Origin of the sequence: Bradyrhizobium ganzhouense (genome assembly GCF_049949285.1) — a bacterium.
Taxonomy (GTDB): Bacteria; Pseudomonadota; Alphaproteobacteria; order Rhizobiales; family Xanthobacteraceae; genus Bradyrhizobium; species Bradyrhizobium ganzhouense.
Genome location: NZ_CP181318.1, coordinates 1,647,811 through 1,672,506, shown reverse-complemented (window position 1 = coordinate 1,672,506; position 24,696 = coordinate 1,647,811). Strand labels below are relative to the sequence as shown.

The window sequence follows — 24,696 nt, the reverse complement described above, 5'->3', positions numbered from 1 at the left end:
TATACCCTTACGCCCTTTCCTGCGCCTTGAGATCCTCGCGCTTTTTCTCGAGTTCGGCAAACGCCTCATGCGCTCTTTGCGCCACCGCCATGATCGAGTTCCAGTTGAGCGGCAGCTCCTCTGACAGGTCGTGGAGATCCATCTTGGCCTGCGTGGCTTTGGCCGACAGCTTTTTGATGTCTGCCTTCAGCGTTTCAAGTTCGCTCATGTCCCGCCCTCAATAGTTCGCCGCGTCTGGGAATTTCCGGATCATGCCGATCCCGTCCGCGATATACTTTTCGCCCTGGGCGGCGAGCTTTTCGAGATTGACGAATCCGAATCGATGCACATCACGCAGCTGCTTGTTGACGACGATCAGGCGGCCTGCGATCAGCACCATGCGGCCAAAGCCTTCATGATGCATCGTCAATATCGGCTGGATCATCACGCCGGTCGCCTTCTCGATCGAGAGCGCGACCGCGTTGAAGAACAGCTCCAAGCGCCAAACCGTATCCGGATCAGGATCACCGACAATCGGCAGCGCCTGCCGTTTTTCCTTGCCCAGGATATAGGGTTCGATCAGGTCGAAATCGCTCTTGCCTTCCCATGCCCCGTGGGCGTCCTGAGCGCGCCAGATCCCGATCAGCTTCTTGACGAACGGCGCATCAAGAGCGTTGTCGCGTGGCGCCACGTCCGTGGTCTTGGTCATGTGGTCCTCATTCCTCGAAATCAAGCGTCCGCTCCTTGGCTTTGGCCAGGGCCTTGCGGATCCAGGGGGGCGGCGTTCCCCTCAGCATCCTTTGGAGCTTTTGCAGCAGCTCCAGGATGTTCTCCGGTTTGTCCACTTTGATGGGGTGTATTTTGTTCGCCACCACCCGCGCCGCACCAGAGCCGCCGATCGCAACGACATAGAGGATGGCGCAATCCTTGATCGCCTCGATCTTGGGCGCGAGCTTATCCTCGTTGCCGTCTTCCGAAAGATCGCCGTCGAACTGCACCGCCTTCAGAAAGACGTGCCCGTCCGGCCCGACGTCATAGATGACAATGTTCTTGGCCCAGCCGAAATGGGCATCGACGCGGCTTAAATCCTGGGTAGCGAATGCGACCTTCATGGAATCGAACTCTCTGTAGCGTCGATGAAGCTGCGGCCGGAGTTTAGAGGCCGAGTCGAGGTCCGCCAGCTATCGGGCTGAGGCTGATGATTTTCCTCGCGGTCGGCGATGAGGAGATTGGCGATATGGAAGATCAGATCGCGCGTGCCGCGATAGCCAACGGACAGCTGGTGGCCTGCGCCAATTCGGTCGAACATCGGAAATCCCGCGCGATGAAACGGGATCTTCAGCCGTGCCGCCGCTTGGCGGCCGTGCGAATGCGTGATCAGCAGATCGCAATTCCCTCTCCGAGCTCGCTCTTCCAGATCCTCGAGATCGCCGATCAGGACCTCCTTGGTCCTGACTCGCTCCAGCACGGGCGAGGGCGTGGTCGTCACGGCCGCCGTGACCTGCGCGCCCATGTCGTGCAGCATGCTGGACAGGTCGAACAGGAGATCAGGCTCTGCACCGATCGCGAGCTTACGGCCGCCGATATGGAAATGGGCGTCCAGCATCGCATCGCCGAGCTGCCCGCGCTGGCGCCGGTACTTTGGTGGCACGGGGCGGCCGCTGATCTCACTCAAGAACGCGATGAAGTCATCGTTGGGGATGAGGCCACACAATCGCTCAAACAGGCGAAACGGCACCCCGGTCCTAGTCTGCATGGCTTCTGCCGCCCGCCGCATCTGCGCACCGATGGCAATGGTCCAGCCGGACTGGCCCATGCTGGCAATTTCCTCGATGCCGATGCCGCCGATGGTCGTTGACGTAAACTCCTTAGGGATATGCCCGTCCAGCGATCCCGCCAGGTCAGGCAGGAAGCTTGGCTTTAGCCCGAAATCCTCCAGAATCGTCCTGACCTCATCGAGGTCGGCGGGCGTCAGGTGACATCCAGGCAGGACATTCACCCGCACGGGATCGCGCTCTGCCTCGATCGTCGGCGCCCTTACGAGCACCTCGACCATGCGCGCCACTGTCTTTTCCCAGCCGTCCTGAAACGCATCCTTGAAATCAGGCGTCGAGGCATGGACCAAAGGAAATGTGGCGAGTTGCGGATGCTTCTTGCGGATCAGCTTGATATGGCCGTCGATGTCGTCGCCGTTCGTTTCCGTTACCCCGGTCGAGCAGATCCCGATGATCTCCGGCTTGGTTCGATTGTGGATGTTGAGGATGGCTTGCTCGATATTTTCATACCCGCCGAGCACGGTTGTCACCTCGCTCATCGCGGTGGTTTGCAGCGGGACCGCCTCCTTGAAGTGCCGCACGAACAGCGTGAGCCCAAAGGATGTGCAGCCTTGCGAGCCGTGGAGAACCGGCATGGCTCCGCGCAGGCCCATGAAAGCGAAGGCGCCGCCGATGGGCTGGCTCATCTTCAGCGGGTTGACCGTGCAGGCCTTGCTCGGAGTGCTGACGCTAGCCATGGCGCCATCCTATTCCGCGGCCTGCCGCATCGCAGGCGGCTGGGAGACCGACATCGCCCTCAGGATGTCCTGTATGCGGCGCCTGCAGCATCCCCCGTATGCGTCGGTGTGCTCTCTGACAGCCTCGACGCTGGTCAGACCGTGCGAGCGGATTGCATCCTCGATCGTACCGCGATCGACTGTGTTGCAGAGACAGACCCTTTTTGCGCGGCGGCTTGGCTCCAAAAGCGCAGGGGTCTCGGCGGCCTGCCCGTCCGCGTGCGCAAGGGCCGTGGGGATGGGGTGGCCATCCCTGGCGGTATCGTCCCATGGGGCCAGCCGGCGCAGCTGCTCCCACATCGGGTTGAACAGCGCCTTATCGATCTCCTCGACCAGCTTCACGATCCCCAAATAGCCCATATAGGCATGAGAGCGCTCCTGGTTGATGTCGAGCCAGGGCATCGCCGCCTTCAGTGCGACGAATTGCGACTTGCCGCCGGAGAGCATGATGTCCGCTTTTGCGCCCTTCAGCATCTTGTACATGTCGCGTGGCGCCATGTCGTCGATCATATGGGCGTCCTGCCCCATCCGCTGCTTGATGCGCTCCTTGTCTTCGTCCGTGGATTTTTTCACGCTGGTACCGACCAGCTCAAGACCGGCCTCCTGCAACGCGGCCGGCACGGACCAGGATTTCACGCCACCTGTGATGAGGAGTGCCCTCTTCCCGGCCAAGCGGGACCTGTAGGATCCGATTTCCGCCCACGCACGCGCCTCCTCCCGCGCTATCACCGCCTCGGTCCGGTCGATCAGGTCTGCCGGCGCGCCGCGCGCGACCAAAACGCGCGCAATGTTGCGCAGCGCGTCGCTGGAATCCTGGATGCCGTAGAACGAGCCTTCGAAGAACGGAATGCCGTAGCGCTCTTGCATTTTGCGCGCGACATGGATCATCGACTTCGAACACACCAGCATGGCAGCGCGCGCCCGATGCGATGAGGCGACTTCACGATATTTCCCATCCCCGGAAATGCAGGAGAGGATGCGGATGCCGAGTTCGTCAAACAGCGGCTTGACCTGCCACAATTCGCCCGACAGGTTGTATTCGCCGATCAGATTGATGTCGCACGGCGTGGTGTGGTCTGGCTCTTCGGTGCCGATGACATGATCAAGCAACGCTTGCCCGGCCAGCTTGTTGCCGAGGTTTTTCGAACCCACGAAGCCGGGCGAATTGACCGGAATCACGGGCTTGCCGAACTTCCGAGACGCCGCCTTGCAGACGGCATGGACGTCGTCGCCAATCATGGCCGGAATGCAGGTCTGATAGACAAAGATCGCCGCCGGATTGTATTTCTCCAAAATCTCCCTGATCGCCTTGTAAAGACGCTTCTCGCCGCCGAACACGATGTCGGTTTCGTTCATGTCCGTGGTGAAACCGGTGCGCCAGATGCTGGCACCCGATGACACTGCACCGCGGTTGTCCCAGGAATTGCCCTCACAGGCGATCGGGCCGTGCACCAGGTGGGCCACATCGGTGAAGGGCTGCAGCGCGATCTTTGCGCCGTCGAAGGCGCACCCGCCCGCCGCACTGCCCGGCTTAGGTTGCTTGGTGCAGCCCTTTTTGCGGTCAGCCTCCGATTTGTCGGCGTTTTTGGCGCAGCCCGGCTCGTTGAAGACATCCAGGATTCTGGCCGAAAGCGAACTCATCGGTTTCTCCTCTCAATCGCGATTAATGAGATCAGCCATCGCGCGCTAAGCCACCGCCGATGTTTGCCGGCGATGACTTAGGCGTCTTTCGTCATCAACGAATGATGTCAAAGCTATAGTCAGTGCCTGCCACGCTGGTCTTCCTGTCGATCTCGTCAAAGATCTTGTCGAGGATCTTCACCAAAACGTTCATGCCGCCTTGATAGCCCCAGACCGGAGAGCGGTGATGGTGATGCCGATCAAAAATGGGGAAACCGATGCGGATCAGCGGAGTGCCGGTATCGCGCTCCAGATATTTGCCATGCGTATTGCCGATCAGGAAGTCGACCGGCTCCGTGAACAGCAGCGAGCGCATGTGCCAGAGGTCTCGCCCTGGATAGGCATGGCAGTTCTGGCCGAACGGCGAGCTCGCAAACAAGGCCTGCATTTTATCGTGCCAAGCCTTGTTCCCATTTGTGGACAGCACATGGACCGGTTCGGCGCCCAATTCGAGCAGGAAGTCAGTCAGCCCATAACATAGGTCTGGGTCACCATAGATCGCAAATTTCTTGCCATGGATATGCGCGCTGGAGTCAGCCATCGCGTCGACCAGGCGGCCGCGCTCTCGCGCCAGCGCCTCGGGGATGTCCTTGCCGCTGATGCGCGATAACGCCATGAGCAGCTCGTCGGTCGCGGAGACGCCGACCGGATGGTTGAAAGCCAGGACCTCCTGGCCATGGCCGGCGATGAACGCAAGCGTCTTTTCCGTGCACCATTGCTGCGCAGATATCGTCGCCCTGGCGTGAACCGCGTTTGCGGCGTCTTCCAGCGTGGTGCCGCCGTCATACATCCTGAACTCGCCGTCGGTCGGCGTATCGAACACATCGGAATTGTCGGCGAGAATGGTGTACCGGACGTCCATCAAGTCGAAGATGCGCTTGATTTCGCGGGTGTTGCCAACAGTGTAGCCGTCAAAGCCGCCGATAAAGTTGATCTTCGCGTTGGGGGTGCGCTCGAGCTTCGGTGCTGTCCCGGCTTTTCCGTCCCAGAAATGCTCGAGAATACCCTTCAGCGCATTGTCATAGCCGGTGATGTGGCTGCCGACGAAGGCTGGCGTGTGCGCGAACGGCACATCGAAATGCTCTGGGACAGCCCCTCTCTCCTTGGAGGTCTTGATAAAGGCGTTGAGGTCGTCTCCGATCACCTCCGCCATACAGGTCGTGGAGACGGCGATCATCTTGGGCTTGTACATGTTATAGCTGTTGGCGAGCCCATCGGCCATGTTGTTCAGGCCGCCGAAGACCGCAGCATCTTCCGTCATCGACGAGGAGACACAGGAACTCGGCTCCTTGAAGTGCCGCGACAGATGGCTGCGGTAATAAGCGACGCATCCCTGGGAACCGTGCACGAAGGGTAGCGTGCCTTCGAATCCAACGGAGGCGAAGACCGCACCGAGCGGCTGGCAAGCCTTGGCCGGGTTTATCGTCAGCGCTTCCCGCGCAAAATTCTTTTCGCGGTATTCGGGCGTCTTCGACCATTCCCTGATGCGTTCGACCTCCGCGGGATCTCGAGCGTTCTCGAACATCTTCTTCTTGTTGGCCAGCATCTGCTGGTATTCCGGACCGCGGAACAGTTCGACATGATCGAGCACGTGTTCTGCATTCTGCGCCATTTCGTGGGAATCCTCTTGAAAATCGTGGTCAATGTCGGCTCGACGCCTCGGACGAGAGGCGAAGAGGCCGCTTATTCCGCAGCCATGAGCCTCGGTTCTGCGACAGCCTTCCAGGGCGCTTTGGTCTTCCCCCAGATTGGCGAGTTGATAGCCATGTCCATGTCGCGCGCGAAGATCGGAAAGCCGTCATAACCGTGGTACGGACCGGAATAGTCCCAGGAGTGCATTTGCCGGAACGGCACACCCATCTTCTGGAACACATATTTTTCCTTGATGCCGGAGCCAACCAGGTCAGGCTGCATCTTCTCAACGAAGCGCTCGAACTCGTAGCCATTGACATCATCGTAGATGAGTGTGCCGTCCTTGACGTAATGCTGGGCGGTTCGCTGATAGTCATCGTTGTGGCCGAACTCATAGCCGGTGCCGATGACTTCCATGCCGAGGTCCTCGTAGGCTCCGATCACATGGCGTGGACGCAATCCGCCGACGAACAGCATCACGGTCTTGCCTTCCAGGCGGGGGCGGTATTTTGCGACCACCGCATCAACAAGCGGCTGATATTTTGCAATCACCCGCTCGGCTCCCTCCTTGATCGTGTCGTCGAAATAGCCCGCTATCCTGCGCAGAGACTCCGCGATTTTTGAGGGACCGAAGAAATTGTATTCGCACCACGGAATCCCGAACTTCTCCTCCATGTGACGCGAGATGTAGTTCATCGAGCGGTAGCAATGCAGGATGTTGAGCTTCGCCTTCGGTGTAGCCTCGAGCTCGGCCAGCGACCCGTCTCCCGACCACTGGGCGATCACGCGCAGCCCCATTTCTTCCAGCAGGATCCGAGACGACCAGGCATCACCGCCGATATTGTAGTCTCCAATGATCGCAACGTCGTAGGGCGTCGGCTCGAAGCGGGATTTCTCAGGCGTGAGCTTGTCGAAGACCCAATCTCGTACGGCATCGTTGGCAATATGGTGCCCGAGCGACTGCGAGACGCCGCGGAAGCCCTCGCAGCGAACCGGCACGATCGTCTTGCCGCCATATTCCTTCGACTTGGCCTTGGATACCGCCTCGATGTCGTCGCCGATCAAGCCGATCGGGCATTCCGACTGGATGGTGATGCCGTTGTTGAGCGGGAACAGCTCCTGCAGCTCATCAATGAGTTTGACGAGTTTCTTGTCGCCGCCGAACACGATATCCTTTTCCTGGAAGTCGGACGTGAACTGCAAGGTTACGAACGTATCGATACCGGTCGTACCGGCGTAGTAGTTCCGCCGCGACCCCCAGGAGTACTGGCCACACCCAACCGGACCATGGCTGATATGGATCATGTCCTTGATCGGTCCCCAGACCACGCCCTTGGAGCCCGCATAGGCGCAGCCGCGGATCGTCATCACGCCGGGAATGGATTTGAGATTGGACTTAACTCCGCAATCCGCCTTCCCGGACTCATGAACGTTCAGGTGCTTGGCGCGCCGTTTCGCGGTCTTGTCGGGATAGACCGTCAACACGTCCTGGATGAGTTCCTTATTGCGGGCCTTGATCTCCTCAATGCTTTCGGTCGTAGCGAAGCTCATGCTGATATCCTTTGAGAGTTAGCGATACGGCGCTCAGCGAAGAGTTTAGCAACGACCGTGCCAGCCACGTGCAAATACAAAAACGAGCGGAGTTGGAAGAACATAGCGTTGTCGGCGAGCCCGGCCGGACTGTGTTGCAAAGCCGACATCAGGACTTCGCCATGGACAGACTCGCTTGCGCCTGTTCGATAGAAAACAACGAGCAGCGCGCGTGGCATTGTACCGCTGATATTCGGCTGCAAAACGGTAGCCTTGGGGTGGGCTTGGCGCGCCCGCTGGCGACTGCGTCATAGCCCGGCGGCCAACCGCTCAAGCCGGGTCGCACCAGCTGATGCGCTGAGGTGCGGTAGAGACGCGCACATGGATGTATCCACCATGCCGATGCGTTCTATCAAAACAATAAATTATTCCGATTGGCCGATGAGCAATATGAACGGACCAGGTGGCGTGGTGGGGGCTGTCTAACAAGGAGTATTTCGCGGTGGACAAATCAATTCTTGGCGGTCCGGGCAGCAATAGTCTCTTTGGCGGCGACGGTAACGATATAATCATCGACCCCAAGGGCGATGACTGGATCGACGGTCGTGCCGGAAACGACGTCATCTCGGCCGGCGAGGGCAATGACCGAGTGTTCGGTGGCGCGGGCAATGACAACGTCTTCGGCGAGGAGGGAAACGACTTTCTCTACGGCGACAGCGGTCCCGACAAACCGCGAGTCGCCAATGAGGGCAATGATAAACTCTACGGAGGTCCCGGCGACGATGTCCTCTTCGCCGGTGACGGCAGGGATTCCCTGACGGGAGGCACCGGCAACGACACCTTTGCGTTCCAATTCCACAACCCGGTCCCCGGACTAGACCCACAGTACGGGCCGGACCCCGACCACACCACTATCGTGGATTTCGACCCAAAACACGACACCTTCGCATTTGACGCGGTTGGCTTTGGCAGCGACGGTCTCAACGCGAACTTCCTCAATCACGTCAGCATGCGGTCTGGCAATCAGGTGGACACCTTCTACAGTGGCCCAGCCTCAGGTGCCCACGGGGAACATGTCGTGGTGATCACCGATCGGGGTTTCTCCAACGGCTCTGACGCAGCCAGTGCCATTTCCGCGGCCCCCGGCGACATGATCGTCTACTTTGGATACAAGAGCATGACTGCGAATCTGGCCTACGTCACCTCCGCGAACCACGTTGACGAGTTCGCCCACCTGAGCAATGTGCACAGCGTGGACGGCTTGGCCAGCTTGGGCCTGACCGCAGGAAACTTCACATTCCACTGACTCCAAAACCCGTGCTGAACCCTGCGCCCGCCCCCACCGGCGGGCGCTTTCCCTTTCCGCTGCTTGCCACGGCAATGGCAGGCACAGCGTGTTCAGCTTGATGAAGCTGTGCCTCGCGCGCTGGCCGCAGACCCGATCCTCCTCAAGCGCGTCGGGAAAATACCCCAATTCCAATCAATGAGTTTGCTGTCGTCAGTTGACCTTTTCGCCTCTATCCGAGATCGGGATGATTTCACCGAAGCCGCAGTACGCTTCACGTCGAATGGCATGAAAGCGAAGTCCGGGATTCCGGTTCGGTCGGTTGTGGTGGCAAAATAGCGGCCACCTCTTCGCCCCGACAGCAGCAAGGGCGAAAGCCGGTCTGGATCCCGCGCATCGTATAGTCCTTCAAGGTGTGGCAATCCGGATCGGTGAAGAGGGAATCGTTCTCTGCCTCGTGGTTCACGACCGCCCTCTGCAGCACCGCGATGACCTTCTTGCCCTTCCCGGATCTCCATCATCCATTCCACCCTCTTAAAAAACAGTTTTATGCGATGAAATCAAATAGTTATAGCGCCAACTAAGGGGACTCAAAATCTCCCTTGCCGCGCCAAGACCCACCATGTCGCTAGCCAGCGCGCATGACCGCGAGCACGACCTGCGGATTGAAACGTGACTTGGCAGGGATGATTGTGAAGCTGAACCTCTACCGCCGGATTTCGATTTCGCTCGCATCAGCCAATGCCGCGCCCTGGTCCACCAGCACGCATGCCCTCGTTTCTGGTCGCGCCAAAGAACCGCCTCACCCGCGCCGGCAGAGGCCACACGCTATGAGGATTTCACGTATTGGTGCGGCGATGCGACGGAGCCATCCGTTATCGCTTGGGGCGCGGTCGCCCGTTCATGCGAGCAATTCATCGGCCGCAATAACGGCCTGCGCGAGTGCATCAACGTCTGCATGCGTGTTGTAGAGCGCCAATGACGCACGGCACGTTGCTGGCACACCGAACCGCTTGATCAACGGCATCGCGCAATGCGTGCCGGCGCGCACTGCAACCCCCTGCCGATCGATGATCGTCGCGACATCGTGGGGATGGACGCCCTTCAGCTCGAAGGAGATCAGCGGCCCCTTGTCCTTCGCCATGCCGATCAGCCGCAGCGACTTGATTTCACCCAAGCGCTCGTGCGCGTACTCGGCAAGATCCTGCTCATACGCGGCGATGCGCGCCTTACCGATCGAGTTGACATAGTCGATGGCGGCCCCCAGTCCGATCGCCTGGACCATCGGCGGCGTGCCGGCCTCGAACTTGTGCGGAGGATCACCATACGTGACCCGGTCCTGCGCCACATCACGTATCATCTCGCCCCCGCCATTGAAGGGCCACATCGCAGCAAGCCGCTCATGCCTGCCGTAGAGCATACCGATCCCGGTCGGCCCGTAGAGCTTGTGACCGGTGAAGACGTAGAAATCGCAACCGATGTCCTGCAGGTCCTCCGGCAGGTGCACGGCGCCCTGCGCACCATCGACCAGCACTTTGATGCCGCGGCCGTGGGCCAGCCTGACCACGTCCTTGACCGGCACGACAGTGCCCAGCGCGTTCGACATGTGCGTGATTGCGACCAGCTTGGTACGGGCGGTGAGGAGCTTTTCGAGTTCCTCGATGATAAAATTGCCGTCGCTGTCAACCGGCGCCCATTTGATCACGACGCCGTGGCGTTCCCGCAGAAAATGCCAGGGCACGATGTTGGAGTGGTGCTCCATGACCGAGAGCACGATCTCGTCTCCGTTGCCGATATTCGGCTGCCCATAGGAAGAGGCCACGAGGTTGATCGCTTCGGTGGCATTGCGGGTGAAGATAATCTCTTCTGAACGGCGGGCGTTGACGAACTGCGCCACCTTGGTCCGCGCCCCCTCATAGGCTTCGGTCGCGACATTGGCGAGGTAATGCAGGCCGCGATGCACATTGGCATATTCACTTGTATAGGCCCGCATGAGGCGGTCGAGCACCGTCCTGGGTTTCTGGGCCGACGCAGCATTGTCGAGATAGACGAGCGGCTTGCCATACACCCGAATGGCAAGCGCCGGAAACTCCTCACGAACGCGCATCACGTCATAAGTGGAACCGCGAACGGCCGGATGCGTGCTCATCGCCGCGTCTCCAGCCAGCGCGCGACCCGCGCGCTCACGAACTCCCGCAGACCAGCGTCTGCGATCTCCTCGATCGCCTCGCCGAGAAACGCCTGGATCAAAAGCGCCTGCGCCTCCTTCTCGGGCAGGCCGCGCGCGCGCAGATAGAACAAGAGGCTGTCGTCGAGCGCGCCTGATGTCGCGGCATGGCCGCAGGTGACATCATCCGCGAAGATTTGCAGGTCCGGCTTGTTATCGGCCTTGGCCTCGTCAGACAGGAGCAGCGCCCGCGTCATCATCGTGCCCTGCGATTTCTGCGCGTTGGCGATGATCCGTCCCTGGAACACGGAATGGCCTCGATCGTCCACCACGCAGCGGAAATTCTCTTCGCTCGTGCAACGAGGTGCGGCGTGATCAATCACCAGCGTGGTGTCCCCGTGCTGGGTATCGTTGAGCAGGTTGACGCAGTTGAGGGAGAGATCGGACCGCGCACCCGCCAATGTAATGAAGCCCTGGTAGCGAGTGACAGTTCCGCCATAGGTCATGTTGAAGGAATTGACCGTCGCTTTCTCATGGACTGTGATCATGCTTGACGAGATGTTCGTGGCGCCAGCTGCGTCAGCCACCACGCGCAAATGCGAAAGATTCGCTCCTTCCCCAATCTGGGCGATCACCGCGTCGTGAACCTGATAGGCGCTCGCGCCATCGGCAGCAACAAAGCTTTCGACCAGGGTCGCCTGTGCGCTCTTGCCAAGTTTCAGACGCGAGCGTGTGAACGCAGACGATAAAGCCTGAGTCGCGACGTGAATGATCTGGATCGGAGGGCGCAGCTCGACACCATCGCCAAGCGTGACCACGACACCGTCAGTCACCATCGCGGCATTCAGTGAGATCATCGGATCCGTCGCGAAGGTTATCAGCAGATCGGCCCCGGCTGGATACTCCAGAAACTCAGGCACCGTCTTGACATCGACGCCCTCGCCGAACGCCGCCGGGTCCGACAGGTCAGGCGCGAACACTCCGTCGACCAGCACCAGCTTAGCCGCGCCTTCGAGTGCCGTCTGCGCAACTGCCGCTTTTGCGCGCACCAGCGCGGCAACGTCCGGTACCGGCGCTAGCGGCAGGACCGCGCGCATCAGCACGCGAAGGTCAGTGTATGTCCACTCCTCAAGGCGCTGGTGCGGCAGGCCAGCGCGCTCGAATGCGTCGAAAGCGCGGGCGCGAGCATCGGCAACAGCTCCCGCGCCGGGTAATCGTCCCAGCGCGGCGTTAAAAACGTCTCTCGCCGGGCATTCGGGATTGGTATTCGCCAGAGCCAGGGTCATCGGAATATCCGCAACACGGCCAAGCCGCGTCCTCGGAAATTGGCATAGCCGGACGCTTCCAGCTCCAGCGCCAGCTCCTTGCCGCCGCTCTTCACGACACGGCCCTTCGACATCACGTGCACGACGTCAGGCTCGATGTAATTGAGGAGCCGCTGATAATGGGTGATGACGACCATGGCGCGCCCCGGCGAACGCAGCGCGTTGACGCAGTCGGCCGCAATGCGCAGCGCGTCGATATCGAGGCCGGAATCCATCTCGTCGAGGATGCACAGGCTCGGCTCGAACAGCGCCATCTGGAGCACCTCGTTGCGCTTCTTCTCGCCGCCGGAGAAGCCGACATTGACGCTGCGCTTGAGCATGTCCTGCGGGATGTTCAGCGACTTGGAGACCTCGCGAACCTTCTTCAGAAAGTCTGGAGGCGAAAATTCGCTCTCGCCGCGCGCTTTGCGCTGCGCGTTCAGCGCGGTGCGCAGGAAGGTCATGATGGCAACGCCGGGGATCTCGACCGGATACTGGAAAGCCAGGAACACCCCCTTCGCGACGCGCTCTTCCGGATCCATCTTCAGGAGGTCCTCGCCCTTGAACACGATCTGGCCGTCGGTGACCTCATAACCGGGCTTGCCGGCGATCACATGGGAGAGCGTCGATTTGCCGGAGCCGTTCGGCCCCACGATCGCGTGAATCTCGCCCTCGTTCACGGTCAGGGTCAGCCCGTGGAGGATCTCACGCTCCTTGACACGAACCTTCAGGCCTTTCACTTCAAGCAATGTCATTGTGTCGTTCCGTCTATCTCCTCCTCCTGAGGAGCACCGAAAGCGCGTCTCGAAGGATGCGGCCAACAATCAATCCGGTATCCATCCTTCGAGACGGCCGCTTGCGCGGCCTCCTCAGGATGAGGTCAGAGCTAGCCGACCGCCCCCTCCAGCAGGATCGAGATCAGCTTCTGCGCCTCCACTGCGAATTCCATTGGCAGCTGCTGGAGCCGTCCTTGACCAAGTCGTTGACGACGGGGCCGTCCGCCTCCTCCTGGGTGAGGCCGCGCTGGAGCGCGCCCAGGTCGGCGCGATCATGGTCAGCCGGCGGCGACACGCTTCGAGCCTGCCACAGGAGCATCCAGGCCGGTTCGTTCTGTCTTCTGCGAGATGAATTTGACGGTATCTTCCGACAACCTCTTTGGAGCCTTTCGGAGCCGATCAAGGTCTCAAACCCATTACGGTACTGGTCGACGTCTATGCGCTTCACGCACTCGATCGTCTCTTGTACGGCTACCATTGGCGCCTCCGCACGCGCAGAGACCATTCCGGCCACGTCCGGCAACGGTTATGGCGTCCCCCTCGACCGTATAGGCCAGCGACTCAATCAGGCCTAACGCGGAACGGACCGTCACTCTAACCAGGCCGCCAACAAGGAAGGCCGCAGGGCTCAATTGTGTCTCGACCGTGCTGCTGGTGCCGACCATGCGCATCGCCGCTCCGCTAAACCGGGACACACGTGTTGGGAACCGGGCAGACAGCAGCGCATTGCGGCGTGCCGAAATGCCCCTCGCATTCGGTGCACGTCTTCGGATCGATCACATATAAGTCGCGCTTGAGGTTGACTGCCCCGTTGGGGCACTCAAAGTCACATGCGCCGCAGGCGGTGCACTGGGACGCGACTATCTTGTACGCCATAATGGTGATCTCCTGAAAATGCGACGCCGGACGCCTTCTCCCCTTCAAGGCTCGTGCCAATGCCAACGCGCCATGGTTGGCGTACCTTTGGGTCTAGCGGGGTGTATGCGGCCGAGCAGTGTGTCCCAACCCCGACACTCGAGGCACGGGCTTGATCTCGAATGGCAGCACGCTCCGACGCTTTCGAAAGGCCCGCCCCTAACGAGGCACCTTGACTGTCTTTTTGATTTGCTCCTGCTGAAGCGCAGCCTCGAAGCCCGTTATCCTGATAACCGACGGAGAGGCGATATCTGGGCGCTCCAAGCCAATTCTGCCGACGCTCGACGCCTTGCGCCGGTCAATATCTTGCTCTCGCTGCTTAAGCGGGCCTGCGAATGTCGGGAAATTTCTGACCCGGGCCCGCGGATGGACTTGAATCGTACGTAGCGTCAGATTGTAGGTTTTCCGACACGGGCTGCGAGACTCTCTCGGTCGCGCCAAACCATCCTGACAGCGAGCAAGAATTGCGAATGTCTGAAGCTCTTAAGGTTGCGCTGCAAACTCATCACGCGCCTCGCGGCGGCACGTTGTTGAAATGGCCGACGCGCCAGGCGGAAGAACCATCGCCGCCCGCCTTGCGCCGGGAGCAAGTCGGCCACTTGGAGAGCAGGGATGGCCGTCTTCGCCTCGCCCCTGCTGGATGGGAGAACGATCAGAATTCAGGTTCCACATCCGAGGCTACGCCGGTATCCGTTATGCGAGGTGAATGCAGGCCACGCTGGCTCGCACCACATGCGTGACTGGTGCCAATGCCGGGATGCACCGGCCAATGTTCACGGTCTCTCGATAGGCTGCAGCGTCGGGAGCGCACGTGACTCGGTTTTGGGGATCGCCAGGGTTCGGCATGTGTTTTCGAAAGACGTATATTGTCGCGTTGGGAGCGTTGGCGGGCAAATGCGCGAGGGTATCATCACGGCCCTCGATCCCTTCAATGATTCGGACCCTACCTGCTGACGCCAAGATCACCACGAGCGTCCGCAGCGGACGGCCGAAGGTACCAATAGGCCGATGGACGGATCGGATAGATTGGTCGTTGACGACTGTTGTTCTGCGTCAGTTCCGGCTTCCGGCGTGTGCTCCAAAGGGAGAGCTTTACAAGAACCGCGTGGCCTCACGGTCGACGATGAGCCGCTCAATCATCCCGTCGTAGATTGGCGAAAGACGATGAAATGCGAACGCTACTGGTTGATCATCAAACCGCCTTTGCCCGGGCTGTCCAAGGAGCACTCGTGGAGTGTGGGTTCGCCGTCGATGTGACACGCACTCTGGACGAAGCGGCGGCAGCTCTTGATTGCGCATGCTATGACATTCTTCTTCTCGAACTGGCTCTACCGGATGGAGACGGCTTGGACTGGCTGAAGCAATTGAGGCGAAACGGCAGATCGATGCCCGCGATGGTGATAAGCGGGCTCAACGAGCTCGATCTCCGAATTGCAAGCTTCAACGGTGGGGCGGACGATTTCCTGCCAAAGCCGCTGTCTACTGTTGAGCTCATCGCCCGGATGCGAGCCATTCTGCGGCGATCGAAGCAAATGACGGCCCCGCTCATCGTATTTGGGAATGTCGAATTCGATCCGATTGCCCGGCAAGCCTGGGTGGACGGACGGCCGCTCCGCATCGCGCATCGTGAACTGTGCGTTCTTGAGTATCTGCTCAGCCATGCTGGGCGCACGGTGCCGCGCGCCTCACTGGAGGATAGCATCTATTCATTCGACCATGAGGTCTCGACCAATGCGCTTGAGGCGGCAATCTATCGCTTGCGCGGACATTTGAGGCGATCCGCCGCGACGCTACGGATCAGGTCCGCGCGCAGCATCGGCTACTCTCTTGAATTAAATGGCGCGCATCCGCCGCGCCATGGGTAGAACTTGAAAGCAAGACTTTCATCGTTTGTGACAATGATTCCCACGAAGATCGATGGTCAATCACCTTTGGCGCTCCTGGTGTTCCCCTGCCCAATCCTTCTTCCCCCTTTACGGTCCTTCTGCAAGGTTCACTTACTGCCGCAGCCCGGATCAAGCGGGACGCTCGACTGGCGTAGCCGACCGGCAGCGTGTTCCATCAAGACCTAGATGGACTGCTCTTCCGGAACTTTCCCCTCATCGTCTGTCTCCTCTGGCGAACTGGGCCCAAACTTAAACCTGGCTCCGTTTCAGCAGTAGCAGATCACCTTATTTGTCCGAACTGCGGCGGCCATGCGGGAGGCGATTCATGTCGAGGCGATGCTTTTTCTACATCCGACTTCGCGGAACCGTCTCGGTGGATGACGAACGCACTGAACTCGCGAGGGCGTTGGAAGCGGATGACCAGGGAGCCCGGATCGCGAGTGAGATCCGCATGAACGATTGGCACTACCGCGAAGCCGACGTACTGGCGTGGATGCGGACGGCCGCATGATGGCGCGCCATCCGTTCATCGCAGCCTGCAAAGTAAGGTCGCCAACCGGTCGCCCCTCAGAGCTAGACAATCAAACTCCGTACCACTCGCTGAGTGCCAGCTTACCGTCGGAACAGAGGTTTACAACAGCACCGCTCGATCGCAACTCTATCGAACCAGCATCCGAACTGGCCTACGAACCGTGCCCGGATGAACCGACAACGGTTATCGATCCGATTATAGAGTTCCGCCTGGCCGACCAACGTCCCACTCAGCAGACGTCGTGGCGACTTGGTTGCTTGACCTGCACCTGAACTGAGCGCGCCACGTTACGCCGAGATCTTGATCAAGAAGTCGCTGACCTGCCCCTGCAATGAAACGATATTGCTGCTCAAATTCTTCATCTTCCCAATGGCCTGCCCCGCCGATGAGCCAGAGGCACGCGAGGCATCGTTGAGTTGGTCAATATCTCGGGACGCTTCGCGCATATCGGAACTGATGTTGGTAATGCTTCGCGAGATGTCGTTCGTCACGATCGACTGCTCCTCTATCGCCGCCGATATGCTGTTGGATATCTCCTGCAACTTTTCGATGATGCCGGCGATGTCACTCATCGCCGCAGTCGCCAGTTCCGTCCTTTGTTGAATGGCAAGAATTTGAGCATCAACCTCGCTCGTCGCTTTTGCAGCCTGCGCGGCAAGATTCTTCACTTCCCCAGCCACCACTGCAAAGCCTCGCCCCGCTTCGCCGGCTCGCGCTGCCTCGATGGTTGCGTTGAGCGCCAGCAAATTGGTTTGCGAAGCTATGCCCTCGATCATTTGGACGACGCTGCTGATCTTCGTCACCGAAGCAACAAGCTCACCTAACGTTGCTTCAGCGTGTCCGGTCTTGTCGCGCGCAGTTTGCGAAATGTTCGCGGCCGTCGAAACTTGTCGGCTGATTTCCGAAATCGAAGCCGAGAACTCCTGAGCGGCCGAAGCAACGGCGGTCGAGTTTCCTTCGGTCTTTTTCACCATTTCGGTCATGGCTTCGGTGCGAAGACAGACATCGCCCGTTGAAGCCGTAATTTCCGATGCGACCGCTTGCATGTCCTGCATTGAGCTCGCCACAATGTCGACGACCCGCGACACATCGCTATCAAATCTCTTCGCAAGACCCAGCCTCTCTTCACGCATCCGCACCAGGTCGGTGATATCCTGCCAAACACACACGACTACCGGACGGCCGGTGAATTCCGAAACAACAAGACCTATCCTGACCGGAATGGAGGATTGATCTTTGCGCTGAAGCCACCATTCGATCGCCACGTGGCCCGACCGCGTCACAACCTCATTGGTCTGCTCGAACATCTGCGCAACAGTCTTGCCGTTCGGTTGAGGATCCAGCGAAAGCGAGGCGATACTCAACCCTTTCAACTCTTCTCCACTGGAAAACCCGAGCATGTGGGCTGCAGCGTCGTTGGCGAGCACGCACTTGTCCGCATCATAGACCGTGATACCGTCCTTGATCGTTTCCAAAGCCTTGATCGCCATCGCTTCGTCCAAGGTCACTGCGGACGCCTCACCTCTCCTCGACGTCACGACGGAAAGGACCAACATAAATCCGCCAAGAACGAGCCCGCCCCAGAAGTGAAGTGATAGGTAGTCTGCATTAGCCGCAACCGTCGCTGCCGGGACCGACAATGCCAGAGCGAGACTTGATATCCGACTGAGCCACATATTTCTAATTCCCCAATTGAATCCGGCGTAAGTGGTCGTATCGAACCTCAATTAAGACTTCTCTTACGTGACTGTCCTGTCGGCAACGCCGTGTGCATTTATATATATCTAAACAACGAAACCGACCTCGATCCAACCCACATGGGACGCAGCAAGATTTGATCAAACGGCAGAAGCAACGGCGACTACAAACCTGACAAGCAAGCCCAGCTCGAACTCAGCTATGGCTGCACGTCCCAGAATGAGTGCGGCGATCTGCCTTCGGTTAGCAGGGGTTCGCATTTCTTCCGGTAGTGCGGCAGCTGCATCATCAAAGATTCGCGCCAAAACCGATAGCTGTTCTGGTTCGCATACGCTGCGGTAGTCCTGTATGATTCGCCCAGCTCCACCACTTATGATCGCGCCGCCGGGTCGCTCGTCGCGGTTTACCCATAGACCGAGCGCTGCGGTTATGAGCTCGATTGTGAGCTCATTCAGCAGTTGGGTCGCCTCTTGCCCGTTTTTGCCGTCATTTATTAGCCTTGCCAGCTCTTCGATTTGGAGCTCGATGCTCCGCTTAAGGTCCTGGACACGCGAGTTGCAACGAGGACTAGGCCCGATGCGTTCTACAGCGCGCGGTTCAACTGGCCTTGTCCTCACCGGGACGACGAAAAACCTTTGACGCGTCTGCGCGGGTGAAACGAGAGAAGTCGAAGGGGTAGCGCACAAAGCACCGTCGCTCGATACGCTCGTTTCAGGCGCTCGACTGGCTGCTTCGGTAGACCCGTCCCCACTCATACTCATGACTGCCCCATGCACCCTTCTGGCACGCGAATTAAAAGATTGAGACCTGCCGGCCAGCCGATTGCGTAGGGCTGCCCGACTGCCTCATCAATCGGCAATCGACCTTGACGACCTGCGGCGCCTCAGTTCGAAATTCACCGGCGCGATGAGTATCCAGCGTTTAAGTCGATCGGTAAAATCGATTGTTATGATCAAATGTATCCACGGCATCGATACAAAGGCGGATCGCTATACGATTCCAGCCATAGATAGTCTGGTCTTGGCTTGAATGGACAGATGCGCCCCAAGGGCACGCCGAAAGGCGTTGAGCTCGCTTGCGAGCCCTGCCCCACTGAGGGCTAGATGGCTCCGGCCGCACTAAAAAGGGCCCGACCCTTTTGGGGCCGGGCGAAGTTTAGTCTGGGAGGAGCGATGCTACAAGACATCGCACCAGCTTCCGTCGGCAGAGGGAGGACTACCGGCGGTTCATGTACGGCGAGGGCATTCGCCGTTAACCTTGGCCACGAGCAGGCTGATCTCCATGACGAACACAACGTGCTGTCGCGGCTGACTGCTCTACAGAAAATGCGCTTCAAGCAATTCGGCCCAACACTTGCGCGTAGGCAAGTCGACAGCGGCGTCAATATTTCTTCACGAAGCCTTCTGCAAAACGTCAAATGAATGCCGTTCGCCGGATGATGTTCGTCGAAAAGCTGCGCGATGACAGGCGCGTCAAGAACCGACGTCCGCTATCTGAGACGGCGCTCACATGAATACGAGGCAAACCGGCCTGATGGTCTATTTCTCCAACTGAGCGTTTGTTATCCGCCATTTCGTGCGACTGGTAAAATCCATTGTGTCGATGGAGCACATCCAGAATTTGAATAGAGACAACCGCTTCAGGTGTTGATCTTGATCTCCTCATCTCATAACCAATGGCTTCGAGCACTCAGGTCAGATGCTTCGTTCCTGATGCCACCTGTTCTACTTTTCCGTTCTCGATCGTTCGGCGTGGCACGGAAACGAAAGCTTCACGTAAGCAAGACACTTGATCCGGATGAGTTTCGAAAGCTCGCGCGGATAATCGGCGTGATTGCTGTTCAACGTTATGGACCCTGAGAGCGGCCCTATGAGCAAGTTAGATTACCGATACGGCGACTTGCCGCGCGGGGAACCGCAGATGTTCAGAATGAACGCACAAAGTATTACTAAACCACGGACGCACACGCTGCCGCGGCATCTGCGGCGGCTGGAGGCCGAGTCCATCGAGATCATGCGCGAAGTCGTTGCCGAATTTAGTAAGCCCGTAATGCTCTATTCGATCGGCAAGGATTCGAGCGTCATGCTGCACCTGGCGCAGAAGGCGTTCTATCCGGCGAAGGTTCCGTTTCCGCTGTTGCATGTCGACACGACCTGGAAGTTTCGCGAGATGATCAGCTTTCGCGACGAGACGGCCCAGCGTCTCGGCATCAACCTGATCGTTCATGTGAACCAGGACGGGATCGAGCGCGGCATTAACCCGATAGATTCCGGATCGACGCTGCACACGCAGGTGATGAAGACAGACGCGCTCAAGCAGGCGCTCGACCTTTACGGCTTTGACGCGGCGTTCGGGGGCGCCCGGCGCGATGAGGAAAAAAGCCGGGCGAAGGAGCGCATCTTCTCCTTCCGTTCGCAGGGACATGTCTGGGACCCGCGCAACCAGAGGCCGGAGCTGTGGAATCTCTTCAACACTCGCAGCCGGAAAGGCGAGACAATGCGCGTGTTCGCCATTTCGAATTGGACGGAACTCGACGTTTGGGAATACATCATGCTGGAGAACATTCCGGTCGTTCCGCTTTATTTCGCGAAACAGCGGTGGGTGGTCCATCGCAATGGCACGCTGATCATGGTGGATGATGAGCGCCTGCCCTTGGCTCCTGACGAGACGCCCGAGCTCAAGATGATGCGTTTCCGCACGCTTGGTTGCTATCCGCTGAGCGGCGCCATCGAGTCTGACGCCGCCACCATCAAGGACATCGTCGCGGAAATGCAGGTTGCGACGCTCTCCGAGCGTCAGGGACGGCTGATCGATACCGATGAAGTGGCATCGATGGAGAAAAAGAAGCGGGAAGGCTACTTCTGAATGGATACTGATGCGCTGCGAGAGCTCACCCTCGCCGACAGCAAGGATCAGCTTCGCTTCATCACCTGCGGCTCGGTGGACGATGGAAAGTCGACGCTAATCGGCCGGTTTCTGCACGACAGCAAGGCGATCTATGAGGATCAGCTGCAGGCGCTTGCGCGCGACAGCGTCAAGCACGGCACAACCGGAGATGATATCGACTTTGCCCTGCTGGTCGATGGGCTCGAGGCCGAACGCGAACAGGGCATCACCATCGATGTCGCCTATCGCTTCTTCACCACGCCGCGCCGATCGTTCATGGTGGCCGATACGCCCGGTCACGAACAGTATACGCGTAACATGGCGACCGGCGCCTCCAACGCCCAGCTCGCGGTCATCCTGATCGATGCGCGCAAAGGCGTCCTGGTGCAGACCAAGCGCCACTCCTACATTTGCTCGCTCCTGGGCATCCGGCACGTGGTCGTGGCCCTGAACAAGATGGATCTGGTCGATTACCGCAAGGAAGTGTTTGATCGCATCGTGGACGACTATGTCGATTTCGCTTCGAACCTCGGCTTCACGTCGATCGCGGCTATCCCGATCTCCGCACGATACGGCGACAACATCATCCGCCTGTCCCGCAATACCGACTGGTTTCACGGCCCTTGCCTGTTGTACTATCTCGAAAATATCGACATCCAGTCCGAGACGGCCGGCTTGCCCTTCCGTTTCCCGGTACAATGGGTGAACCGGCCGAATTTGGATTTCCGCGGCTACGCTGGAACGGTGGTCTCCGGCAGCATTGCGGTCGGCGATGAAATCGTTATTCCGGCATCGGGACGCAATTCGCGCGTCAAGCAGATCGTGACGTACGATGGCGACCTTGCGCGCGCCGAAGCCGGCGATGCGGTGACCATTACGCTGACCGACGAGATCGACATCGGCCGCGGAGATATCATCGCTAAGCCGACGGAACGACCGGAGGTCGCTGATCAGTTTGCCGCCCACCTGATCTGGATGGACCAGGAGCCCATGGTCCCGGGCCGGTCCTATGCCTTTCGGATCGGCACGCAATCGATTGCGTCCGGTAGCATCACCGCGATGAAATACCGGATCGACGTCAACACCGGCGCGCACGTGGCAGCCCGCACTTTGAGCCTCAATGAAATCGGCTTCTGCAATATTGCAACCGTACTGCCGGCAGCCTTCGATGCCTATGAAGCGAATCGGCGCACCGGTTCCTTCATCGTGATCGACCGCGACACCAACCGGACCGTCGGCGCTGGCATGATTGCCTTCCCCTTGCGGCGTGCCGCCAACATAGCCTGGCAGCCGCTCTCACTCGGCAAGAAGGAGCGCGCCGCTCTCAAGCACCAAAGACCCTGCATGATCTGGTTTACCGGGTTTTCCGGCGCGGGCAAATCGACCATCGCCAACCTCGTCGACCAGAAGCTATTTGCGATGTCGTATCACACCATGCTCTTGGACGGCGACAATCTCAGGCACGGTCTTAATCGAGATCTCGGCTTCACCGACTCCGATCGAGTTGAAAACATCCGCCGCGCCGGGGAGGTTGCCAAACTGATGGTCGATAGCGGCTTGCTCGTGATCTGCTCGTTCATCTCACCCTACAAGGCCGAGCGAGACATGGTTCGCGATCTCGTGGACGACGGCGAATTCATCGAGGTCTTTGTGGACACGCCGATCGGCGAATGCGTGCGGCGCGATCCGAAGGGTCTCTACGCCAAGGCGAAATCAGGCACGATCAAGAATTTTACCGGCATCGATGCGCCGTACGAGGCGCCGAGCGCGCCGGAGATCCATTTGACAACACTGAACCAGCAGCCGGAGCGCTTGGCCGATACGGTGCTAAGCTGCCTGGCCACACGAGGGATCATCGTGCCGGCCAACCGGACTGAGAACTAGCCGGCTCGGCTGTCAGAGCTGTTTGCCCAGGGACTGACATTTCTCACCTCCAACCTGATCTGGCTGATCGGACCAAATACCATGCCGTCACATGATGCCAAACTCCTGCACCATCCGGCGACGTCCCGTTTTGCGGGCCTTACATCGCAGCGAGCTTGGATCGGTCTAGACTGGCCCGACGTTCTCAATCATGAAAGGCTCGGTCGAACGCGGCGCGCTTGGTTCGGCCTCTGTGGGTAATGTCACGCGTTCCTGGGTCAGTCGGGGCACCGACGAACAGCTGACTACGTTCACGCTTGTGAAGGACGCCTTTGTGGTGTGGTAGAGCTCGTCTCCGGCGTTAGCTTTACCCACAAGATTCGTATCTCCGGTTCAGACGGCGCTGTCGATCAAACGCGCGGCCTGCCAGCCCGGCTCGCCGCATCGCGCCACGTGGGATAGGTACGCCCTGGCCTTTGCTGCGCCAGTGCGACAAGGTTCTGAGCAGTTGTTGGGGAACGGCTCTGCTGCCGAACAAGCGTCCGCTGCCCCTACCCAAACGAGCTGCTTGCATTCGACGTTACTCGGCCGGTTCGGATAATTTATGCAGAAAAATGTCGCCGCGGGGAGATTCATTGATCACGTCGACCACGTGCTCTTGAACAGTGCTGCAGGCGGCACGATCTGCTGGGATTCGGTCGGTCGTTACCCCACTCCCTCTCGGCTTCGTTCTGGACAAAGCAGACCCAACAAAGAATTCGCATTCCAAGCTTCAGTGTCACCTCCGCTAAACATGTTTCTTGTATGTGTCGGGTGTGACGGCAACCAAGCCGACTGCACCAATCACTAGACGACACGGGACTATCGAACGGTGGGCTTCGACGGATCTTCTCAGGACCACTGGCTGAGAGCCGAGGCCAACCCGCACAGATTTTATCCGTTGGATTACCTCCATGACAGCTGCGAATTCAGATGCTCACCTGCGTGCCGTGTTGAGACGCGTCCTGGACAATGCTGTCCAAATGATGCCGGAACCGGCGCGGACGTCTTCCTTAAAAGCATGCCTTGCCGAAAAGATTTTAAATCTAGCCGCGGGCGGCGAAACAAATCCAAAAACGCTGACGCGGCTTGCCGTTCGGCTGATTCATGACTCATGTCCGAGCTGTTCGGGATGTGAAGGGTGGCGACCGGCCGTTACGGCAACGGAGCGAACCGACCACCCACATGCCGCACATCCACTCTCGCCAGACTAGCGCGACCCGAGGCGAGCGACGTATGCACGCTGTGGTCCTGCGTCGTCTTTCCTGAGCAGTAAGCCGAAAGATTGTGCCGCAACGTCGGAGACAGGCGGTAGCGGCAGAATGGATGCCCGGTGATCAACCAGCCCGCCGCGCAATAAGGAATGAAGCTCCCAGCGTGCACATCGCTGCACCAGATACCTGTCGCATTTTGGCGAGGGTCGACGGTCGCTTCGCCAGGCCTGCTCTTGCTTTGGCGGCCCAATGGGTCACGACCACATCGGCAGCAGTGTTGAGCGCAACTGAAATGGTCCCAAGGATGACGAACTGCTGGGCGACATCGGCGGTTGGGTCGATAAATTGCGGGATGAAGGCGAGAAAAAATGCAGCCGTCTTCGGATTCAGCGCCTCGACAATAATGCCTTGCTGAAATGCCCGTCCGACACCGGCTATCTCCACCCCGATCGGGTCGACGATCTCGGCTTCGTTCCATGTCTTGAAGCCAAGTCAGGTCAGATGGAAGGCTCCGGCGAGCTTGAGCATAGTGAAGGCTTCCGCACTCGCCATCACGAGCCCAGAGATCCCGACCGCCCCGGCAATAACATGCACAAGACCGCCAACACCGGTACCAAAGCTCGATGCCAGACCATGCTGACGGCCGCCTGCGAACGTTCGTGCCGCAACGTAGAATATCCCGGGTCCTGGTGTGATCGCCACCAGGAGCGCAGCTCCCAAGAACAGCAGGAACGCCTGAAAATCGACCATCATTCACCT

At 59.1% G+C, this 24,696-nt stretch carries 16 protein-coding genes and 2 pseudogenes; 4 read left to right on the top strand and 14 right to left on the bottom strand.

The window, feature by feature from the left end; all coding sequences use genetic code 11:
• Positions 1 to 7 precede the first annotated feature (7 nt).
• The 7 genes from ACLFLU_RS07860 to nifD all read right to left on the bottom strand — a co-directional run bounded on the left by ACLFLU_RS07860 (position 8) and on the right by nifD (position 7,393).
• A complete protein-coding gene (locus ACLFLU_RS07860; protein ID WP_426411702.1) occupies positions 8 to 208 on the bottom strand; it encodes a CCE_0567 family metalloprotein in 201 nt (66 codons plus the stop codon).
• Positions 209 to 217: 9 nt separating this feature from the next.
• A complete protein-coding gene (locus tag ACLFLU_RS07855; RefSeq protein WP_426411701.1) occupies positions 218 to 688 on the bottom strand; it encodes a NifX-associated nitrogen fixation protein in 471 nt (156 codons plus the stop codon).
• Between the two features lie 7 nt (positions 689 to 695).
• Complete coding sequence (nifX, locus tag ACLFLU_RS07850; RefSeq protein ID WP_426411700.1) at positions 696 to 1,091, bottom strand: nitrogen fixation protein NifX; 396 nt, start codon at positions 1,089 to 1,091, stop codon at positions 696 to 698.
• Entirely contained in the window at positions 1,088 to 2,491 is a 1,404-nt protein-coding gene (gene nifN / locus ACLFLU_RS07845; protein ID WP_426411699.1) for a nitrogenase iron-molybdenum cofactor biosynthesis protein NifN, read from the bottom strand. Before nifN ends, nifX begins: the two co-directional genes overlap by 4 nt.
• A gap of 9 nt (positions 2,492 to 2,500) precedes the next feature.
• A complete protein-coding gene (gene nifE / locus ACLFLU_RS07840; RefSeq protein ID WP_426411698.1) occupies positions 2,501 to 4,171 on the bottom strand; it encodes a nitrogenase iron-molybdenum cofactor biosynthesis protein NifE in 1,671 nt (556 codons plus the stop codon).
• 94 nt (positions 4,172 to 4,265) lie between these two features.
• Complete coding sequence (nifK, locus tag ACLFLU_RS07835) at positions 4,266 to 5,822, bottom strand: nitrogenase molybdenum-iron protein subunit beta (RefSeq protein ID WP_426411697.1); 1,557 nt, start codon at positions 5,820 to 5,822, stop codon at positions 4,266 to 4,268.
• Between the two features lie 71 nt (positions 5,823 to 5,893).
• Positions 5,894 to 7,393, bottom strand: a complete 1,500-nt coding sequence (nifD, locus tag ACLFLU_RS07830) for a nitrogenase molybdenum-iron protein alpha chain (protein ID WP_426411696.1) — start codon at positions 7,391 to 7,393, stop codon at positions 5,894 to 5,896.
• Between the two features lie 481 nt (positions 7,394 to 7,874).
• Here nifD and ACLFLU_RS07825 point away from each other — a divergent pair, with 481 nt between their 5' ends.
• On the top strand, positions 7,875 to 8,678 hold the full coding sequence (locus tag ACLFLU_RS07825) for a calcium-binding protein (RefSeq protein WP_426411695.1): 804 nt from the start codon (positions 7,875 to 7,877) through the stop codon (positions 8,676 to 8,678).
• Between the two features lie 880 nt (positions 8,679 to 9,558).
• On the opposite strand, the gene ACLFLU_RS07820 is transcribed toward ACLFLU_RS07825, so the two are convergent.
• The 5 genes and pseudogenes from ACLFLU_RS07820 to ACLFLU_RS07800 all read right to left on the bottom strand — a co-directional run bounded on the left by ACLFLU_RS07820 (position 9,559) and on the right by ACLFLU_RS07800 (position 13,780).
• Entirely contained in the window at positions 9,559 to 10,806 is a 1,248-nt protein-coding gene (locus ACLFLU_RS07820) for a cysteine desulfurase (protein ID WP_426411694.1), read from the bottom strand.
• Entirely contained in the window at positions 10,803 to 12,110 is a 1,308-nt protein-coding gene (sufD, locus tag ACLFLU_RS07815; RefSeq protein WP_426411693.1) for a Fe-S cluster assembly protein SufD, read from the bottom strand. The genes ACLFLU_RS07820 and sufD overlap by 4 nt, the downstream gene beginning before the upstream one ends.
• Complete coding sequence (gene sufC / locus ACLFLU_RS07810) at positions 12,107 to 12,883, bottom strand: Fe-S cluster assembly ATPase SufC (protein ID WP_426411692.1); 777 nt, start codon at positions 12,881 to 12,883, stop codon at positions 12,107 to 12,109. The genes sufD and sufC overlap by 4 nt, the downstream gene beginning before the upstream one ends.
• 273 nt (positions 12,884 to 13,156) lie before the next feature.
• A pseudogene (locus ACLFLU_RS07805) lies at positions 13,157 to 13,382 on the bottom strand (Fe-S cluster assembly protein SufB); the annotation flags it as partial.
• Positions 13,383 to 13,585: 203 nt separating this feature from the next.
• Complete coding sequence (locus ACLFLU_RS07800) at positions 13,586 to 13,780, bottom strand: 4Fe-4S binding protein (protein WP_426411691.1); 195 nt, start codon at positions 13,778 to 13,780, stop codon at positions 13,586 to 13,588.
• A 1,208-nt stretch (positions 13,781 to 14,988) separates the two neighbouring features.
• Between ACLFLU_RS07800 and ACLFLU_RS07795 the strand changes: the two genes are divergently transcribed.
• The gene (locus ACLFLU_RS07795) at positions 14,989 to 15,684 is read left to right on the top strand and encodes a response regulator (protein WP_426411690.1); all 696 of its coding nucleotides are present in this window, start codon (positions 14,989 to 14,991) and stop codon (positions 15,682 to 15,684) included.
• Between the two features lie 840 nt (positions 15,685 to 16,524).
• Here ACLFLU_RS07795 and ACLFLU_RS07790 read toward each other — a convergent pair.
• The gene (locus ACLFLU_RS07790) at positions 16,525 to 17,727 is read right to left on the bottom strand and encodes a methyl-accepting chemotaxis protein (RefSeq protein WP_426411689.1); all 1,203 of its coding nucleotides are present in this window, start codon (positions 17,725 to 17,727) and stop codon (positions 16,525 to 16,527) included.
• A gap of 2,137 nt (positions 17,728 to 19,864) precedes the next feature.
• Between ACLFLU_RS07790 and cysD the strand changes: the two genes are divergently transcribed.
• Together cysD and cysN are read left to right on the top strand one after the other, a co-directional pair.
• On the top strand, positions 19,865 to 20,800 hold the full coding sequence (cysD, locus tag ACLFLU_RS07785) for a sulfate adenylyltransferase subunit CysD (RefSeq protein ID WP_426413929.1): 936 nt from the start codon (positions 19,865 to 19,867) through the stop codon (positions 20,798 to 20,800).
• Positions 20,801 to 22,705 (top strand): sulfate adenylyltransferase subunit CysN, encoded by a 1,905-nt coding sequence (gene cysN, locus ACLFLU_RS07780; RefSeq protein ID WP_426411688.1) that lies wholly within the window; start codon positions 20,801 to 20,803, stop codon positions 22,703 to 22,705.
• Between the two features lie 1,355 nt (positions 22,706 to 24,060).
• On the opposite strand, the pseudogene ACLFLU_RS07775 reads toward cysN, so the two are convergent.
• A pseudogene (locus ACLFLU_RS07775) lies at positions 24,061 to 24,687 on the bottom strand (LysE family translocator).
• Positions 24,688 to 24,696: the final 9 nt, after the last annotated feature.

Coding starts and splice junctions, on each gene's coding strand:
- ACLFLU_RS07795 (WP_426411690.1), top strand. CDS start 14,989: ATGCGAACGCTACTGGTTGATCATCAAACCGCCTTTGCCCGGGCTGTC.
- nifN (WP_426411699.1), bottom strand. CDS start 2,491: ATGGCTAGCGTCAGCACTCCGAGCAAGGCCTGCACGGTCAACCCGCTG.
- sufC (WP_426411692.1), bottom strand. CDS start 12,883: ATGACATTGCTTGAAGTGAAAGGCCTGAAGGTTCGTGTCAAGGAGCGT.
- cysD (WP_426413929.1), top strand. CDS start 19,865: ATGAACGCACAAAGTATTACTAAACCACGGACGCACACGCTGCCGCGG.
- nifK (WP_426411697.1), bottom strand. CDS start 5,822: ATGGCGCAGAATGCAGAACACGTGCTCGATCATGTCGAACTGTTCCGC.
- ACLFLU_RS07860 (WP_426411702.1), bottom strand. CDS start 208: ATGAGCGAACTTGAAACGCTGAAGGCAGACATCAAAAAGCTGTCGGCC.
- nifX (WP_426411700.1), bottom strand. CDS start 1,091: ATGAAGGTCGCATTCGCTACCCAGGATTTAAGCCGCGTCGATGCCCAT.
- ACLFLU_RS07855 (WP_426411701.1), bottom strand. CDS start 688: ATGACCAAGACCACGGACGTGGCGCCACGCGACAACGCTCTTGATGCG.
- ACLFLU_RS07800 (WP_426411691.1), bottom strand. CDS start 13,780: ATGGCGTACAAGATAGTCGCGTCCCAGTGCACCGCCTGCGGCGCATGT.
- nifE (WP_426411698.1), bottom strand. CDS start 4,171: ATGAGTTCGCTTTCGGCCAGAATCCTGGATGTCTTCAACGAGCCGGGC.
- ACLFLU_RS07790 (WP_426411689.1), bottom strand. CDS start 17,727: ATGGCGATCAAGGCTTTGGAAACGATCAAGGACGGTATCACGGTCTAT.
- sufD (WP_426411693.1), bottom strand. CDS start 12,110: ATGACCCTGGCTCTGGCGAATACCAATCCCGAATGCCCGGCGAGAGAC.
- cysN (WP_426411688.1), top strand. CDS start 20,801: ATGGATACTGATGCGCTGCGAGAGCTCACCCTCGCCGACAGCAAGGAT.
- ACLFLU_RS07820 (WP_426411694.1), bottom strand. CDS start 10,806: ATGAGCACGCATCCGGCCGTTCGCGGTTCCACTTATGACGTGATGCGC.
- nifD (WP_426411696.1), bottom strand. CDS start 7,393: ATGAGCTTCGCTACGACCGAAAGCATTGAGGAGATCAAGGCCCGCAAT.